Source organism: Photobacterium sp. (assembly GCF_033720175.1).
GTDB lineage: Bacteria > Pseudomonadota > Gammaproteobacteria > Enterobacterales > Vibrionaceae > Photobacterium.
In genome coordinates this window covers 70,615-88,292 of the sequence record NZ_JAWWDA010000005.1, presented here as the reverse complement: position 1 = coordinate 88,292, position 17,678 = coordinate 70,615, and the positions used below count along the sequence as shown (strand labels likewise).

The window sequence follows — 17,678 nt, the reverse complement described above, 5'->3', positions numbered from 1 at the left end:
ACAGGCTTAATAACGAATTTCTAACCTGATAACAGACCACTAACTGGCTATCGAATTAATAACTGGGAAGAATAAAATGAAAAGCATTAATGAACTTATCAAGGAAATCAATGAACTAAAGTCAGAACTTCATAATAAAGATTTCCTCTTGACCTGGGAGCAGAGCCCTGAAGAACTGGAGCGTGTATTAAAAACGGCGCAGGTTTTAAAAGCGATGCGCCAGGAAAATATTGCAACCAACGTCTTTAAAAATGGTTTAGGTATTTCGCTATTCCGCGATAACTCAACCCGTACTCGTTTTTCTTACGCATCGGCAATTAATATGCTGGGCCTCGCTCAGCAAGATCTTGACGAAGGTAAATCACAAATCGCTCACGGCGAGACCGTACGTGAAACCGCAAACATGATTTCTTTTTGTGCCGATGCCATCGGTATTCGTGATGACATGTATTTAGGTGCGGGTAATGCTTACATGCGTGAAGTTGGCGAAGCGTTAGATGAAGGCGTGAAAGAGGGCGTACTGCCTAATCGTCCTGCATTGGTTAACCTTCAGTGTGATATTGACCACCCAACCCAATCTATGGCCGACCTTGCCTGGTTGGAAGAGCATTTCGGTGACCTCAAGAAGTTGAAAGGCAAGAAAATTGCGATGACTTGGGCTTACTCGCCAAGCTATGGCAAACCACTTTCAGTGCCACAAGGCATTATCGGCCTGATGACCCGTTTTGGTATGGATGTGACGTTGGCTCACCCTGAAGGCTATGATCTTATTCCTGACGTTGTCGAACAAGCGCGCAAGAATGCTGAAGCATCTGGCGGTAGTTTCACTCAGGTTGCTTCGATGGAAGAGGCATTTAAAGACGCTGATATCGTATATCCAAAATCATGGGCGCCTTATCAGGTAATGGAACGTCGTACCGAGCTACTTCGTGCCAATGACCATGACGGTCTGAAAGCACTTGAGCAAGAATGTCTGGCTCAGAATGCTAATCACAAAGACTGGCACTGCACTGAAGAAATGATGAAGCACACCAAAGACGGTGAAGCGTTGTACATGCACTGCCTGCCTGCCGATATCACCGGCGTTTCTTGTAAAGAAGGTGAAGTCGAAGAATCGGTATTCGAAAAATACCGCATCGCGACCTACAAAGAAGCCAGCTGGAAGCCATATGTGATTGCGGCCATGATCATGAACCGCAAGTACCAGGAACCAGGTGCCGTACTGCAACAGCTGCTTGATGAGTACGAAAAGCGCGTTAAATAACACTAACTATTCATCGTCTTGCTATTTTGCCCAATAACGGCATCAGAAGTGCTCATTTATACTTATAAACTCCGCGCTTCCTCGTTGCTCTTGAACAAAATAGCAGCGAGCTGAATAGCTACAGTAGCTGCTATATCTGTATTCAATTATATAGTTAATACAGTTGGAAAAATGCAAACCCTTCGCGGGGTAACAGATTCCGGTTATCCCCGCATTTTCTTTCTATTCACATCAATGAGGTCTGGTCGTGTCTACATTCTCTCTAAAAATGGAGATAGCCGATAACCGCCATTATAACGGTCAGCAATCTTCTCTGTTCACCATTGATGAAGCGGAAAAAGCCCGCGCCTTCCATCAAAAAGTTGAAGGCTACCAACCAACACCGTTGCAATCACTTGACTGCTTAGCCAAAGAAATTGGTGTTGGAAAAATTCTCGTTAAAGATGAAGCATACCGCTTCGATCTCTGTGCATTCAAGATGCTGGGTGGCGCGTATGCCATTGCCCGTCTGCTTTGTGATGAATACCAGCTTGATATCAACACGTTTGATTTTGACAAACTGAAAACCGACATCACAGAAAAAATGACCTTTGCAACCGCAACCGATGGTAACCACGGTCGCGGTGTCGCCTGGGCGGCCAATAAATTGGGTCAGAACGCTGTGGTCTATATGCCTAAAGGGGCAGCGGATGAGCGAGTAAATAACATTCGCGCACTGGGTGCAAAATGCATCGTTACTGATATGAACTACGATGACACCGTGCGTCTAGCCATTAAAACGGCAGAAGAGTGTGGTTGGAAAGTAGTGCAGGATACCGCTTGGGAAGGTTATACCAAGATCCCAACCTGGATCATGCAAGGTTACACCACAATGGCGGCAGAAGCGGTAGATCAGATGCAAAGCCAAGGTATCAACCAGCCGACTCATGTCTTCTTGCAAGCCGGTGTCGGTGCCATGGCGGGGGGGGTACTGGGCTATCTCTGCGACAAGTTTGGTGCGGACAACCTGCATTCTGTCGTGGTTGAACCCGATCAGGCCGACTGTATTTACCGTTCTGGTATCAGTGCCGATGGCGACATGGTCAACGTTGACGGCGATCTTGCCACCATCATGGTTGGATTAGCATGTGGCGAACCAAACCCACTCGGCTGGCCAGTACTGCGCGACTGCAGTACCCAGTTTGTCTCGTGCCAGGACAACGTTGCTGCACTTGGTATGCGTGTTCTCGGCAATCCGTTAGGTTCTGACCCTCGTGTGGTATCCGGTGAATCCGGCGCGGTGGGAGCAGGCTTGCTAGCTGCTATATATTACCATCCGCAGCGAGAAGAGCTGATGGCAAAAATGGGGCTGACAAAAGACTCCGTAGTGCTGTTGATCAACACCGAAGGTGACACCGATCCCGTTCATTACCGTGAAGTTGTGTGGGAAGGTAAGCACCCAACAACAGCTTAGTTACTAGCAGAATCCAATAACAATTTGCGAGCTCGGTTTTGTCATCGTGTAAACAGGGCTTCAGGTCTTAAAGACAAAAATATCATGTCGGGTGTGATGACCACCATCCGACTTAAGGAGAATTAAAATGACAATGAACATCCCTTTCAACACTGTCCTAGAAAAAGCCCAAGAATATAAAGCGGATATGAGCCGTTTTCTGCGCGATATGATTGCGATTCCAAGCGAAAGCTGTGACGAAGAAAAAGTAGTACTGCGCATTAAAGAAGAAATGGAAAAAGTGGGTTTCGACAAGGTCGAAATCGACCCAATGGGTAACGTATTGGGCTGGATCGGTCATGGTCCGCATCTTATTGCGATGGATGCACACATTGATACCGTCGGTGTCGGCAACATGGATAACTGGGAATTTGACCCGTACCAGGGTATGGAAGACGATGAAATCATCGGTGGTCGTGGTGCGTCAGATCAGGAAGGCGGCATGGCATCTATGGTCTACGCCGGTAAGATCATCAAAGATCTGGGCCTTGAAGACGAATATACCTTACTTGTAACCGGTACGGTTCAGGAAGAAGACTGTGATGGCCTTTGCTGGCAGTACATCATTGAAGAAAGCAAAATCCGTCCTGAGTTCGTGGTATCGACAGAGCCGACAGATTGCCAAATCTATCGTGGTCAGCGTGGCCGTATGGAAATTCGTGTTGATGTTGCAGGGGTGAGCTGTCACGGCTCTGCACCAGAGCGCGGTGATAACGCGATCTTTAAGATGGGCCCGATCCTTAACCAACTTGAAGGACTTTCTCATAATCTTAAAAATGACGAATTCCTGGGTAAAGGCACACTAACCGTGTCTGAAATTTTCTTCACCTCACCAAGCCGTTGCGCTGTGGCAGATAGCTGCGCAGTGTCTATTGACCGTCGCTTAACTTGGGGCGAAACATGGGAAGGTGCATTAGACGAAATTCGTGCACTACCAGCGGTACAAGAAGCTAACGCGGTTGTTTCAATGTACGAATATAACCGTCCAGCCTACACCGGATTGGTATACCCAACAGAGTGCTACTTCCCGACTTGGTTAATTGATGAAGAGCATGTCGCGACTAAAACGCTGGAAGCTTCTTATGAGCTTCTATTTGACAAGAAACCAACGGTTGATAAGTGGACGTTCTCAACGAACGGCGTATCTATCATGGGCCGTTACGGCATTCCAGTGATTGGTTTCGGTCCGGGTAAAGAGCCAGAAGCACATGCGCCAAACGAGAAAACCTGGAAAGACCACTTGGTAACATGTGCTGCAATGTACGCTGTGATCCCGCAGATGTATCTGAAGCAGTTAGGTGAAAAGTAATTAGCGATGTTGGCGAGTAGCCGACATTGATACCGACTTCCGTCCCGAGGGGGTCAGCTCGCTCTGCCTGAGAGCTGACCACATATCCCCCTCGGGATGGCTTTTGTCTTATGTTTAAACCGCAATATCTTTGCTATTTCGTTTACTAACTGAGTCGGCCTTTAGCCAGTCAACAGACACTGTCTATTTGTTACTAAACGAAATAGTTGCGATTAAAGCGACCAGTGTAATTTGATTTTCAAGTGCAGATAAAGCGAAGGATAGCGTTATGAAGCAAAGCGGTCATTCCCCGATTGAGACTGGTAATTCTAAGGCCAGCGCTACCTTAATTAAGCATGGCATCGTGGTTGATGCACATAGCGAAACCAATCAGGACATTCTTATTGTCGACGGCAAAATTGCCCAAATTGCACCGTCAATAAGTGACTATCCTGCTGAGACGAAGATCATTGATGCCTCTGGTATGTACGTCATGCCGGGTGGTATTGATGTCCATACTCATTTTAATCTTGATGTGGGCTTTGCTCGTAGCTGCGATGATTTTTATACCGGCACCCGTTCAGCCGCATGTGGTGGCACCACCATGATCATCGATCATATGGGGTTTGGACCAAAGAGCTGTAACCTTCACCACCAACTCAACGTTTATAAAGAGAGCGCCAAAGATAAAGCGGTTATTGACTACAGCTTTCATGGCGTTATCCAGCATGTTAATGACGAGATCCTGAACGAAATGGCCTCTATGGTTGAACAGGAAGGGATCTCCAGCTTTAAGCTCTATCTCACCTATGGCTATAAACTGGATGACGAATCCGTACTGCGGGCGCTGAGCCGATTGAATCAGGTCAACGCCTTAACCACCGTTCATCCGGAAAATGATGCTGCGATAGCACTCCGGCGTACACAGTTACTTGAAGCCGGAAAAACCGCCCCGAAATACCATGCCATCAGCCGCCCTTTAGAATGCGAAGCAGAAGCCATTGGCAGAATGATCAATCTGGCAAGGCTGGCTGATGACGCACCGCTTTATATCGTTCACTTATCTAATGGCTTAGGTCTGGATTACATTCGTCTGGCGCGTCGTAACGGCCAACCGGTCTGGGCCGAAACCTGCCCGCAATATCTGCTGCTTGATGACAGCTGCTATGAGCAGGAAGATGCACTGAAATTTATTCTCAGCCCGCCATTACGCCCGAAAGAAGAGTTGGAAAAATTGTGGACGGGATTAACCGACGGCAGCATTGATACGGTCGCAACCGACCATTGCTCGTTCACATACCAGACCCAGAAACAGCGCGGCAAAGATAATTTTACCGCTTGCCCGAATGGCATGCCGGGGGTCGAAACCCGAATGCCGCTGTTGTTTTCTGAAGGCGTAATGAAAGGGCGTATCAGCCCAAGCCGTTTTGTTGAACTAACCAGTTATATGCCAGCCAGACTCTTTGGTATCTATCCGCTAAAAGGGTGTCTGGCCACCGGTTCTGATGCTGATTTAGTGCTGTTTGATCCGAAGCAGCAAGTCACCATCAGCCACGATTTATTGCATGACAATACCGATTATACCCCGTATGAAGCAATACAAAGCCATGGCTGGCCAGTCATGACCATCAGCCGTGGCGAGGTGGTGTCGTGCAATGGCGAATTTATGGGGAAAGCAGGGAATGGCCGCTTTATTCGTCGCGAGCCTTTTCTTCGGCAGAATCTGAAAGATTAAAAAATAGGCCGCAGAGAAAAGGGATAAATAAACTTATAAATAAAGGAGTCAACATGAAACCGACAGCTGTCGTTGCCTTAGGCGGCAATGCCCTATTACGTCGCGGTGATGCGCCGAGCTTTGAAAACCAATTGGCCAATATCAAGATTGCCGCCAAAGCGATAGCCGAGATTGCGCGAGAATACCGTGTTGCTATTGTGCATGGCAATGGCCCGCAAGTAGGGTTGTTAGCATTACAGAATCTTGCTTACGATAAAGTAGCGCCGTATCCATTAGATGTTCTAGGGGCGGAAAGTGAAGGCATGATCGGGTATATGCTGGCCCAGGAGTTGCAAAACCTGATGCCGGAGACTCAGGTCGCAAGCTTGTTAACGCGCATTGAAGTGGATGCTGATGATCCGAGCATGCTCGATCCTACCAAATTTGTCGGCCCGGTTTATAACGAAGACGAAGCGGGTATTTTAGCCGAAGCCAATAATTGGGTCATGAAACGCGATGGGGAATTTCTACGCCGGGTTGTGCCATCGCCAAAGCCAATGAACATTCTCGATAAAACCTCAATTGATACCTTGCTCGAAGCCGGGCAAATGGTCATTTGCTGTGGCGGCGGCGGGATCCCGGTCTGTCGTTCAGATTTCGGTTACCGGGGCGTAGAAGGGGTGATTGATAAAGATCTGTCCGCGACATTACTGGCTAAACAGTTAAAGGCTGACAAGCTGCTGATCCTGACCGATGCGGATGCCGTTTATCTCGATTGGGGAACAGACCAGCAACGTGCGTTGCGTTCAGTGACACCGGCCGAGCTAAGTGAACATGAATTCCCTGCTGGTTCGATGGGGCCGAAAGTTGAGGCCGCCGCTGAATTTGCCCAGTTTGGCGGTCGGGCGTATATCGGCGCGTTAGAACAAGGCCTCGATGTGCTGGCTGAAAAAGCCGGAACCTGCGTAGCGGTTTAAGTTATGTGTGAAATGTAGTTATTCATCTCGTTGCAGATTAATGAAATGGCATAGACTTGAACGGCTACACTTTTTTATGGAAAAAATATTCATCGTTTACATTGTCGACATCTACCCTACAAAGCAATATCTAAAAATTGACACCTAAAAGCGAGTCTGATGTACCGACAAAGCAGAAGAACAGACAAAAAGCGATGTGAAACAGCAAGCTTCTCATAACAATGGAATTGAGTGGCTTGCTCTTTATTGTGCCACCAGGCACTTAGAGAAAGGTAGAGCATTATGAGTAATTGTCCAAAGGATATGACCCTTCCTCCGGATCTCACCCTCAAGAAGGGATCGGGACCAGTCAGAACAAAATTCCCCATCTATTCCAACTCCCTGCCGCCCTGTAACCATGCTTGCCCGACCGGGAGTAATATTCAGGAATGGCTGTCGCTAGCGCAGGAAGAGCAATACGAAGAAGCGTTTCAGGCTTTGATCAAAAACAACCCCATGCCGGCGATCCATGGTCGCGTCTGTTACCACCCGTGCGAATCCGCCTGTAACCGTGCCAATATTGATCAAGCTGTCAGTATTCATGCGGTGGAGCGTTTTCTGGGCGATCAGGCGATAGAAAAAGGCTGGCAAGTGCGTGTTGATGCGCAACCAACCGGGAAGCGGGTGTTGGTTGTCGGGGCTGGCCCGAGTGGCCTAGCAACGGCGTATCACCTGAAACGAAAAGGGCACGATGTCGAGATCCGCGACGCTGCGCCAATGGCCGGTGGCATGATGCATTTCGGTATTCCTGCCTACCGCTTACCCCGTGATATTCTGGAAAGTGAAATCGCCCGTATTGAAGCAATGGGTATTAAGATTGTGCTCAATCATACCGTCGAAGATTTGCTGGCAGAAAAAGTAAGAGGGCAATTTGATGCTGTCTTTCTTGCTATAGGCGCGCATGTCGGACGGGGGCTGGATATTCCCAACGATGATCCCGGCAAAGTAAATGATGCTGTCTCGTATCTTCGAGCAACAGAAATGAATACTGCGCCAGCACTGGGCAAGCGTGTTGCCGTGTATGGTGGTGGCAATACCGCAATGGATGCCGCGCGAACGGCCAGGCGTCAGGGGGCCGATGTGATGGTGATTTACCGTCGCGACCGTGCCCACATGCCAGCCCATGATTTTGAATGCGTTGAAGCGATGGAAGAAGGGGTGGTATTCCACTGGCAGCGAACGATTAACCAAATTGATGGTACGACCTTTACCCTTGAGAAAATGGCGATAGACGGCGATGGCCGTCCGCAGCCTACAGGGGAGTTTGAAACCGTCGAGGCGGACTCCCTGATCCTGGCTCTTGGTCAGAATATCGATACCAAACTGACCAAGTCGATTCCGGGTGTTGAGCATAAAAAAGACGGAACCGTTATCGTTAACGAACAGATGATGACCGGCTATCACGGGTTATTTGCCGGTGGTGATATGGTGCCAAGTGATCGTACGGTTACAATCGCCGTCGGTCACGGTAAGAAAGCCGCAGCGCATATCGATGCTTTTCTGAATAAACGTACCTTCAGCAAAATTTCCAAACAACCGCTGATCCGCTACGACAAGTTGCACCTCTGGTATAAAACCGATGCAGACAAGAGCGAGCAGCCGGCAATTCCCGTAGTACAACGTGCCACATCGTTTGACGAAGTCTTCGGGGGGTTAACTGAACAGGAAGCCCTGTTTGAAGCCAAGCGTTGCTACTCCTGTGGCAACTGTTTTGAATGTGATGGCTGTTTTGGTGCCTGTCCTCAGGGGGCAATTACCCGTTTAGGAAAAGGTAAGGGATATAAGGTTGATTACGATAAGTGCACCGGCTGTGAAGCTTGCTATTTGCAGTGCCCTTGTCATGCCATCGAAATGGTAGCCGCTGAAACGGACTAGGAGCAGATCATGACAGATAAAACGATTCATTCGTCGAAGGCGGCTCTTTCATCGATGCCAGTGATGCACACCTGTGACGGTAACGAAGCCGCGGCACATATTGCATACCGCGTCAGTGAAGTGTGTGCAATATATCCAATTACACCTTCTTCGACTATGGCCGAATTTGCTGACCAGTGGGCCGCAGAAGACAAACGAAATATTTGGGGCAATATTCCGCTGATCGCGGAAATGCAAAGTGAAGGCGGTGCCGCAGGTACCGTCCATGGCTCGCTGCAAAGTGGTGCGCTAACAACGACATTTACGGCCTCGCAAGGCTTGATGTTAATGCTGCCCAACATGTACAAAATTGCTGGCGAGCTGACATCCGCGGTATTCCACGTCGCCGCACGGTCGCTGGCGGCTCAGGGGCTGTCTATTTTTGGTGATCATCAGGATATTATGGCCGCACGGGGCACGGGGTTTGCACTACTTGCCGCTTCCTCGGTACAAGAGGCGCACGATATGGCGCTGGTGGCTCATGCCGCAACGCTCGATGCACGTATTCCGTTTATTCACTTCTTTGATGGTTTCAGGACCTCCCATGAAGTGAACAAGATCAGTCTGATTTCTGATGCCCATATCAGGGAAATGATCTCAGACCAATTGGTACGGGCACACCGTGAACGTGGTTTGAGTCCTGATACTCCGTTCATTCGTGGCACGGCGCAAAACCCGGATGTATATTTTCAGGGTCGCGAAACGGTTAATCCGTTTTATGCCAGTACCCCGGACATTGTTCAGGGCTGTATGGATAAACTGGGCAAGCTAACGGGGCGCCATTATAAGCTGATCGAATTCCACGGTGCGCCAGATGCCGAGCGGGTAGTGATTGCGATGGGATCGGGTGTCGAAACCATCAAAGAGACTGTCGAATATTTAGTTGCACAGGGCGAGAAAGTCGGTGTGCTGCAAGTGCGGTTGTACCGGCCTCTTTCGGCAGAGCATCTGATGGCGGCACTGCCAAAGACAACGAAAAAACTGGCGATATTAGATCGTACCAAAGAGCCGGGAGCCAATGCCGATCCGCTCTATCAGGATGTGCTGACCGCATTGATGGATTCTTTTAATGGTGAGGGACAGAATCGCCTTGAGCAGATGCCACGCTTAGTGGCTGGTCGTTATGGCTTGTCGAGTAAAGAATTCACACCAGCGATGGTTAAAGCCGTCTTTGATAATCTTGCGAAAGAACAGCCTAAGCACCATTTTACCGTCGGTATTATTGATGATGTGATGAACTCGCATCTCGCTTACGATGCTGATTTCGATATTGAATCCAGCGAAGTGGTGCGCGCCATGTTCTATGGCCTGGGGGCTGACGGCACGGTAGGCGCGAATAAGAATACCATCAAGATCATCGGAGATGATCCGGACTATTTTGCTCAGGGTTACTTTGTCTACGATTCAAAAAAATCGGGTTCGCAGACCGAATCGCACCTGCGTTTCGGCCATCATCCGATCAACAGTCCGTACCTGATCCAGTCGGCTAATTTTATTGCCTGTCATCAGTCAACCTTTGTTGAAAGTACAGACATGCTGGCGAAAGCGGCGGATAACGCGACATTCTTGCTAAATACGACTGAACCTGCGGATAAGGTATGGGACAGCCTGCCAGCAAGAATGCAGCAGCAACTGATCGAACGCAATATGACCCTGCATGTGATCGACGCCTATAAAGTGGCGCGTGATACCGGCATGGGCAATCGCATCAATACCATTATGCAGACGTGTTTCTTTGCCCTTTCCGGGGTGTTAGAAAAAGACGTTGCCATTGCTAAAATTAAAACAGCGATAGAGAAAACATACGCCCGTAAAGGCCCCGAAGTGGTAAAGAAAAACTTTGCCGCGGTTGACCATACCCTGTCTCACCTTTATCAGGTGAAGGTACAAGATAAGGTCACGGCGACGGGGGTGTCAAAACCAACAGTTTCCGAACTCGCGCCGAAGTTTGTCCAGGAAGTCACTGCGGCGATGATGGCGGGCAAGGGCGATCTTATTCCTGTCTCGATGCTACCGGTCGACGGCACCTATCCGTCAGGTACGACGCAGTGGGAAAAACGCAATATTGCCCAGAAAATTCCAGTCTGGGAGCAAGATGACTGTATCCAGTGTGGTAACTGCAGCATTGTTTGTCCGCATGCGGCGATTCGGGCCAAGTTCTACGACAAGTCGAAACTGGATGATGCCCCACAAGGCTTCAAATCTGCGGGCATTACCGCCCGAGGCTTCCCGGATACACGTTACACATTACAGGTTTACGCCGAAGATTGTACCGGTTGCAGCTTGTGTGTCGATGCCTGCCCGATGGTCGTGCAAGAAGCGACAGAAACGTTGCCCGAGCGCAAAGCTATCAATATGGAGCTGAAAGCGCCTTATCTGGAGCAAGAGAAGCAGAACCTGAGCTTCTTTGAGGCGTTGGCCTACAACGAACGTGCCCGTATCGACTTCTCGAATGTCCGTGGGGCGCAGTTCCTGCAGCCACTGTTTGAGTTCTCTGGTGCATGTGCGGGATGCGGTGAAACCCCTTACCTTAAGTTGATGTCACAGCTATTTGGCGATCGGATGATGGTGGCCAATGCTACGGGCTGCTCGTCTATTTATGGCGGTAACTTACCGACTACACCATGGTCGAAAAATGCCGAAGGGCGGGGGCCTGCCTGGGCGAACTCATTGTTCGAAGATAATGCCGAGTTCGGCTTTGGTTTCCGTCTGGCTGCTGTGAAGCAACACGAAATGGCGAAACAGTTGGTGGTGGAAAACCGCGACCGACTCGATCCGTTATTGGTTGATCAATTACTGAATGCTGAACAAAATACCGAAACGGAAATTCAGGCACAGATCAAGCGTGTTGATCTGCTTAAAACGGAGCTTAAAGCATTCGGAACAGAATCTGCGTTGAACCTGATATCTGTCGCCGATCAGCTGATCCGCCGCTCAATCTGGATTGTTGGGGGGGACGGCTGGGCGTACGATATTGGCTCAAGCGGTCTGGATCATGTATTGGCCAGTGGTGCCGATGTTAACGTGCTGGTGATGGATACCGAAGTGTATTCCAATACTGGCGGTCAGATGTCGAAATCCACCCCGTTAGGCGCAGTGGCGAAATTCGCTTCAGCCGGTAAAAAAGCGATCAAGAAAGACGTCGCGATGCAGGCTATTTCTTACAATAACGTCTATGTTGCTCGTGTCGCGCTGGGGGCAGATCCGCAACAGGTGCTATTAGCGATGCGGGAAGCTGAGGCTTACCGCGGTCCATCAATCATTATTGCCTACAGCCACTGTATTGCTCACGGCATTAATATGGAAGATGGCCTGCACCAGCAGCAGCTTGCGGTTAAATCCGGTCACTGGCCATTATTCCGCTATAACCCGGAACTGCGTGATGTGGGTGAGAATCCGTTCTCGCTCGATACATTACGTCCGACGATCCCGCTGGAAGCGTATCGCTACAACGAAGGGCGCTATCAGAGCTTACGCCGTAGTCACCCTGAACTTGCCGGTGATATTACCGCTCAAGCGCAGACTGTGGCCGAACGTAAATGGCGGTTATATGAAGAGTTAGCCACTCGTCCTCAGGGAGCCGTTGCGCCACATGTTGAGTTGCAGGGCAAATAGTTATACCTGAAAAAGGACCAAGGCCTGTTTATCTTCCGACCGCTGTAATTGCAATGGTGAAGACAATCTGGCCCTCATGTCTCGAAATGAATAAAAGTGCCTGACATCTTGTGACAGGCACTTTTACTTCACATTTTTAATGTTGCAAAAAGCATACAATTACTTGCCATATCCTGATACCAACTGATTTATTAAGTATCACGGGATAACCAATCAGCCCTCGCATAAAACCGCATGCCGTTTCTGACAGATGACATTTGAGGACTGATAATAATTTGTTTTTATAGTGGAGGGATACCATGACAACAGGAAAATACCTAAGGTGGAAAGATGAAGAAGGCAATGAATTCCGACCTGTTTCATTAACCGGTACCGAGTTGCTCAACGATCGTACCCTGAACAAAAGCACTGCCTTTAGTTATGAAGAACGTGAAGCATTTCAGTTGAGCGGCTTGCTTCCACCAAGGGTACAAACCTTCGATGATCAATTAAACCGTGTATATGATGGCTTCAGAAACGCCTCAACAGATATTGAAAAATACCTTTTCTTGCGTGCCCTTCAAGATAGAAACGAAACCTTATTCTATGCATTGTTATCCCGTCATGTAGAAGAAATGACACCGATCATCTACACCCCAACCGTCGGTAAGGCATGCCAGGAATTTAGCCACCGTTACCAAAAAGCGCGAGGTCTGTACATTACCGAAGATAGTGTTGACGAAATGGGAGAGATGGCTCGTCACTTTATCGGCAAAGACATCAAAATTATCGTTGTTACCGACAGCCAGGGCATTCTTGGCTTAGGTGATCAGGGTGTCGGCGGAATGGGGATCCCAATTGGTAAACTTTCCCTTTATACCCTGGGGGCTGGTATTCATCCGGCACATTGCCTGCCAATAGCACTGGACGTTGGTACCGACAACCAGGATTTGCTTGATGATCCTATGTATCTGGGGATGCCTCGTAAACGTATGCGCGGCGAGGAATATAAGGCTTTCATCCGTAAGTTTGTGAAGCAGGTGAAGCGCCACTTCCCGAAAGCGGTATTGCAGTGGGAAGATTTCAGTAAATCCAATGCATTCGATAACCTGAGTGATTACGAAGATGACTTGCCGTCATTTAACGATGATATTCAAGGCACAGGCTCCGTTGTGCTGGCGGGTATACTTGGTGCGGTGAAAATTAAAAACGAGAAGCTTGCCGATCAAACCTATGTGGTTTATGGGGCAGGTGCTGGTGGAGTAGGGGTCGCCGATCAGATTTACGCGGGCCTACTCAAAGAAGGTTGCTCGCATGTTGCGGCGCGGGAAAAAATATTTGTACTCGATTCGCAAGGCTTAGTGTTTGATGATCGGGATGGTCTGGATGAATACAAGAAACGCTATGCCAAACCTCGCGCACTGGCTGAAGGCTGGCACACTGAAGTGCTCGGCAAGGTTTCTCTGACAGAACTTATCAACAACCATCCGGTAACGGTGCTATTGGGAACCAGTGGTATCGGCGGCGCATTTAAAGAAGAGCACGTTCAGAAGATGCTGGAATACACCAAACGACCAATGGTATTTCCGCTTTCTAACCCCACCGCAAACTGCGAAGCGATACCAGAAGATATTTACAAATGGAGTGATGGTCAGGCTATTGTCGCCACCGGAAGCCCATTTGATAATGTTAACTACAACGGCCATGAGTACCGGATCGGCCAGGGTAATAACGTCTTTATCTTCCCTGGTGTGGGATTGGCATCGATAGTTTCTCAAACCCAGAAAGTCACCCTTGACATGTTCACTATGGCTTCTTACGCCTTGGCTGAGTGTGTTTCAGAGGAAGATCTGGCTGCGGGATGCGTATACCCGAGGATCAGTAAACTGAAGGAAGTCTCTGTTGTGGTGGCAACCAGTATTCTTGAAAATATGCAAGCCACTGAACCGAATAGCCTGCTTCGAGGTAAAAATATTCAACAAGAACTTGCTCAACAAATGTGGGAACCTGTTTACCTGCCTTACAGAAGGGTATAAAAGCATGTAAGGACATGCGTTAAGCCCAGTGAAAGCTGGGCTTTTCGTTGAGAACATTGACCACACCCATTAGTGTTTTTTTGTTACGCCCTGGTAAGCGGATTTAAACATCAGGTTAAAGCCATCTTGTGAGATTTCTTTTGGAGTGGTATTTGCGGCTTTAAGTCGTCGGTAGCATTCATGTAACGTCGCAAGTACGATTTCTTGTTCTTTGGGGCTCATTTTTTGTGTGTTCACTTGGTTTCCCTCTCATTTCGCTCGAATTGAGTTTCCAGAGGAAGCTCTGAATCTCTTGTAGTGACTTGAATATACCTATAGACAATAAACCAGCGATATTGAATTGAATCTGAACCAACATTGATCATCTGCGAAGAATACAAATTGAATAACACTCTAGTTGCATAATGTCTCACTTTACATATTTTTCAGTCTATTCTTATCAGTATTAAAAACTGACATGCATCCATTTTAATCGGATATTCGGCTGGATGATGAATAGCTGGTTTGGGCGTACGGGAATAAGAATGTTATATCAATTGGGATAACTGTCCCGACTGATATTATTTATAGCGGGAATTAGCACATGACGTTAAATTCGCTGAAAGAAGGAATAAAATCAGGATCTGCTGAGCAAAATACAGAGGCTGTAAGCGCTGCTCAGACTGGTTCCGCAGATCAAAACACTGGTGCTGGCTTAACACAAAAAAATGCTGAAGAGAGACTGAAAGAATATGGTATCAACCGGTTGCCTGAGCCTCCGATGCCCGGAACGGTACAAATATTTGCCCGACAGTTTTTAAGTCCGTTTATTTATATTCTGGTTATTGCCGCCATTGTTTCATTCATTCTGGGGCAAAACCCTAGTGGTATCTTTATTATTGTGGTGCTGATCCTTAACGCCATTATAGGCACTGTTCAGGAGTATTCTGCCCAACGCTCTGCAGCGGCATTACGGAATATGGTCAAAGGTGTAACCCATGTCATCCGTGACAGTATTGCCCGCACTATTGATGTCGAAGAAATCGTTCCGGGTGATTTGCTTCTGCTCTCTTCCGGCGACAAGGTGCCCGCAGATGTACTCCTTATTAATTGCCACAATTTGGCTGTTGATGAATCGATGTTAACGGGTGAGTCTCTGGCTGTGAGTAAAAATCCCTGGGCCAAGGTTGCTGAGGACGCGCCGTTGTCGGAAAGGGTAAACCAGTGTTTTGCGGGTAGTATTATTACCCACGGACGTGCTCAGGCCATTGTAACCGCAACGGCGACCCATACCGAGATCGGGCGTATTGCTCGCCATGTCACGAAAGAGCGTGTCTCCGAACCACCATTGATGATCCGCATCCGGGCTTTTACCTATCAGGTCGCTGGCGGTATTTTTATCGCAATCTTAACGCTTACGATCATGATGTTGCTGAAAGGGAGCTATACCACCGAAGCCATTATCTTAATGACCATTGGCCTCGCCGTCTCGGTGATACCTGAGGGGTTGCCCGCCGCGCTGACTGTCGCTCTGGCTATCGGTATGAGGCGAATGGCCAAAAACAATGTCATTATCCGTAAACTGATCGCCGTGGAATCGCTAGGTTCGTGTACCTTTATCTGTTCTGATAAAACGGGCACATTGACCGTAAATGAGTTAACGATCCGTCAGGTAGTACTGCCAGACAATAAGGCTTTTCAGGTGACGGGAGAAGGGATCGCTCCTGGCGGTGAAATTTGCGGTAATACCGAACAACAACACCTGCAGCAGTTGTGTATTGCTGGTGTCTTGGCCAATGAAAGCCATCTTAGTTATGCCGGAGGAGAATGGGTATCGGACGGTGATATCGTCGACGTTGCATTTCTGGTGTTAGCTAAAAAGCTGGGGATGTCGATCACGCAACTGCGGCAACAGCAGACCCAGCTGGAGCTTATCCCTTACGAACCAGAAAAAGCCTATAGCGGCAGCGTGAATCTTGATGGTGACAGTGCTTGGCTGTATGCCAAAGGCAGCCCTGAAAAAATGCTCAGTATGTGTAGTCAAATGGAAACGGCATCAGGGCCGGTCGACATTGACAAGGCATTGATCGAAGATCAATTTGAATCTCTGGCTAAACAAGGTTACCGGATTATTGCCCTGGCCAAACGGGAAGTGATTGAAAACAGCCATAAGACATTAGAGAAAATGAACTTTCTAGGTATGGTGGCTATGATTGATCCGGTACGTAAAGAAGCGTTTGATGCGATAACCCGCTGCCGTAACGGGGGGATTGAAGTCGCGATGATCACCGGTGATCACCCGGCTACTGCAAAGTCGATTGCCATAGAGCTTGGTCTGTGTGAACAAGATGCCGCTGTTGTCACAGGAAGTATGATCCATCAGGCCAATGCCCAAAGTCTGAAAGCCGCAGACGACTTAATCAGACCGATCCGCGTTTTTGCCCGTATTGAACCGCAACAAAAGGAGCAGATAGTCGATAGTTTTATGCGCCAGGGCCATTTTGTTGCGGTAACCGGAGACGGCGTGAATGATGCACCGGCTATGCGCCAGGCAAATACCGGCATCGCAATGGGAAAGCGCGGAACAGATGTTGCGAAAGAAACGGCGGATCTCATTATTACTGACGATAACTTTGCTTCTATCGTGTCCGGTATCGAGCAAGGCCGTGTGGTTTACAACAATATACGCAAGGTTATCGCCTTATTGGTGGCAACCGGATTTTCTGCTCTTTGGCTGTTTTTCCTCTCGGTTATTGCCGGCTTGCCGATGCCAATGATCGCTGTTCAACTGTTATGGCTGAACTTAGTCGCCAATGGGTTGCAGGACGTCGCCCTGGCGTTTGAACCTAAAGAAGGCAATGAACTTAGCTTTAAGCCAAGAAAACCCAGAGAGCCGATTTTTGAAAAAATAATTATTGAGCATATTCTGATTTCCGGAACCGTGATGGGCGGGTTGGCATTTATTAATTATTATCTTGCTCTTGATGCCGGCCAGCCTGTGGAGCAGGCGAGAAACCTGACCCTGATGCTAATGGTATTGTTTGGTAATATTCATGCGCTTAATAGCCGTTCTGAAACGCTGTCACTCTTTTCTCTTTCCCTCTTTGCTAATCCGTTTTTGATGTTAGCTGTTCCTATTGCCCAACTGGTACACATTGCCGCCATGTACACCCCGGGGATCAGCGACGTATTGGCGATCCAACCGATTTCCTTAGCCGAGTGGGGCCAACTGTTGCTGATCGCTTCCAGCTTATTCGTGGTTGAAGAGCTCCACAAATGGTGGCGTCGCCGCTCTCTTCGAAGGAACCCTGCCTAGGTTTATGTGCCTTGTTTCAATGGGAAAATGTAACAAAGCCAGCAATTAAGCTGGCTTTTATGAAT

10 protein-coding genes are annotated in these 17,678 nt (G+C 48.5%); 9 read left to right on the top strand and 1 reads right to left on the bottom strand.

What is annotated here, in order from left to right:
* The first annotated feature begins 76 nt into the window (after positions 1–76).
* From ygeW to R3289_RS07300, 8 genes are all read left to right on the top strand, one after another.
* Complete coding sequence (gene ygeW, locus R3289_RS07335; protein ID WP_318924873.1) at positions 77–1,264, top strand: knotted carbamoyltransferase YgeW; 1,188 nt, start codon at positions 77–79, stop codon at positions 1,262–1,264.
* Positions 1,265–1,511: 247 nt separating this feature from the next.
* Complete coding sequence (dpaL, locus tag R3289_RS07330; protein ID WP_318924872.1) at positions 1,512–2,717, top strand: diaminopropionate ammonia-lyase; 1,206 nt, start codon at positions 1,512–1,514, stop codon at positions 2,715–2,717.
* 127 nt (positions 2,718–2,844) lie between these two features.
* Positions 2,845–4,065, top strand: coding sequence for a YgeY family selenium metabolism-linked hydrolase (locus R3289_RS07325; protein ID WP_318924871.1), 1,221 nt, complete (start codon positions 2,845–2,847; stop codon positions 4,063–4,065).
* A 268-nt stretch (positions 4,066–4,333) separates the two neighbouring features.
* Positions 4,334–5,779, top strand: coding sequence for a dihydropyrimidinase (gene hydA / locus R3289_RS07320; protein ID WP_318924870.1), 1,446 nt, complete (start codon positions 4,334–4,336; stop codon positions 5,777–5,779).
* 53 nt (positions 5,780–5,832) lie between these two features.
* Positions 5,833–6,735 carry a carbamate kinase gene (gene arcC, locus R3289_RS07315; RefSeq protein ID WP_318924869.1) on the top strand — a complete coding sequence of 301 codons (903 nt, stop codon included), beginning with the start codon at positions 5,833–5,835 and terminating at the stop codon, positions 6,733–6,735.
* A 282-nt stretch (positions 6,736–7,017) separates the two neighbouring features.
* Positions 7,018–8,649: an NAD(P)-binding protein gene (locus R3289_RS07310; protein ID WP_318924868.1), complete on the top strand. Its 1,632-nt coding sequence runs from the start codon at positions 7,018–7,020 to the stop codon at positions 8,647–8,649.
* Positions 8,650–8,658: 9 nt separating this feature from the next.
* Entirely contained in the window at positions 8,659–12,303 is a 3,645-nt protein-coding gene (nifJ, locus tag R3289_RS07305) for a pyruvate:ferredoxin (flavodoxin) oxidoreductase (protein ID WP_318924867.1), read from the top strand.
* 299 nt (positions 12,304–12,602) lie between these two features.
* Positions 12,603–14,318, top strand: a complete 1,716-nt coding sequence (locus tag R3289_RS07300; protein ID WP_318924866.1) for an NAD-dependent malic enzyme — start codon at positions 12,603–12,605, stop codon at positions 14,316–14,318.
* A 69-nt stretch (positions 14,319–14,387) separates the two neighbouring features.
* On the opposite strand, the gene R3289_RS07295 is transcribed toward R3289_RS07300, so the two are convergent.
* Positions 14,388–14,555, bottom strand: a complete 168-nt coding sequence (locus tag R3289_RS07295; protein WP_318924865.1) for a hypothetical protein — start codon at positions 14,553–14,555, stop codon at positions 14,388–14,390.
* A 346-nt stretch (positions 14,556–14,901) separates the two neighbouring features.
* Between R3289_RS07295 and R3289_RS07290 the strand changes: the two genes are divergently transcribed.
* Entirely contained in the window at positions 14,902–17,613 is a 2,712-nt protein-coding gene (locus R3289_RS07290) for an HAD-IC family P-type ATPase (protein WP_318924864.1), read from the top strand.
* Positions 17,614–17,678: the final 65 nt, after the last annotated feature.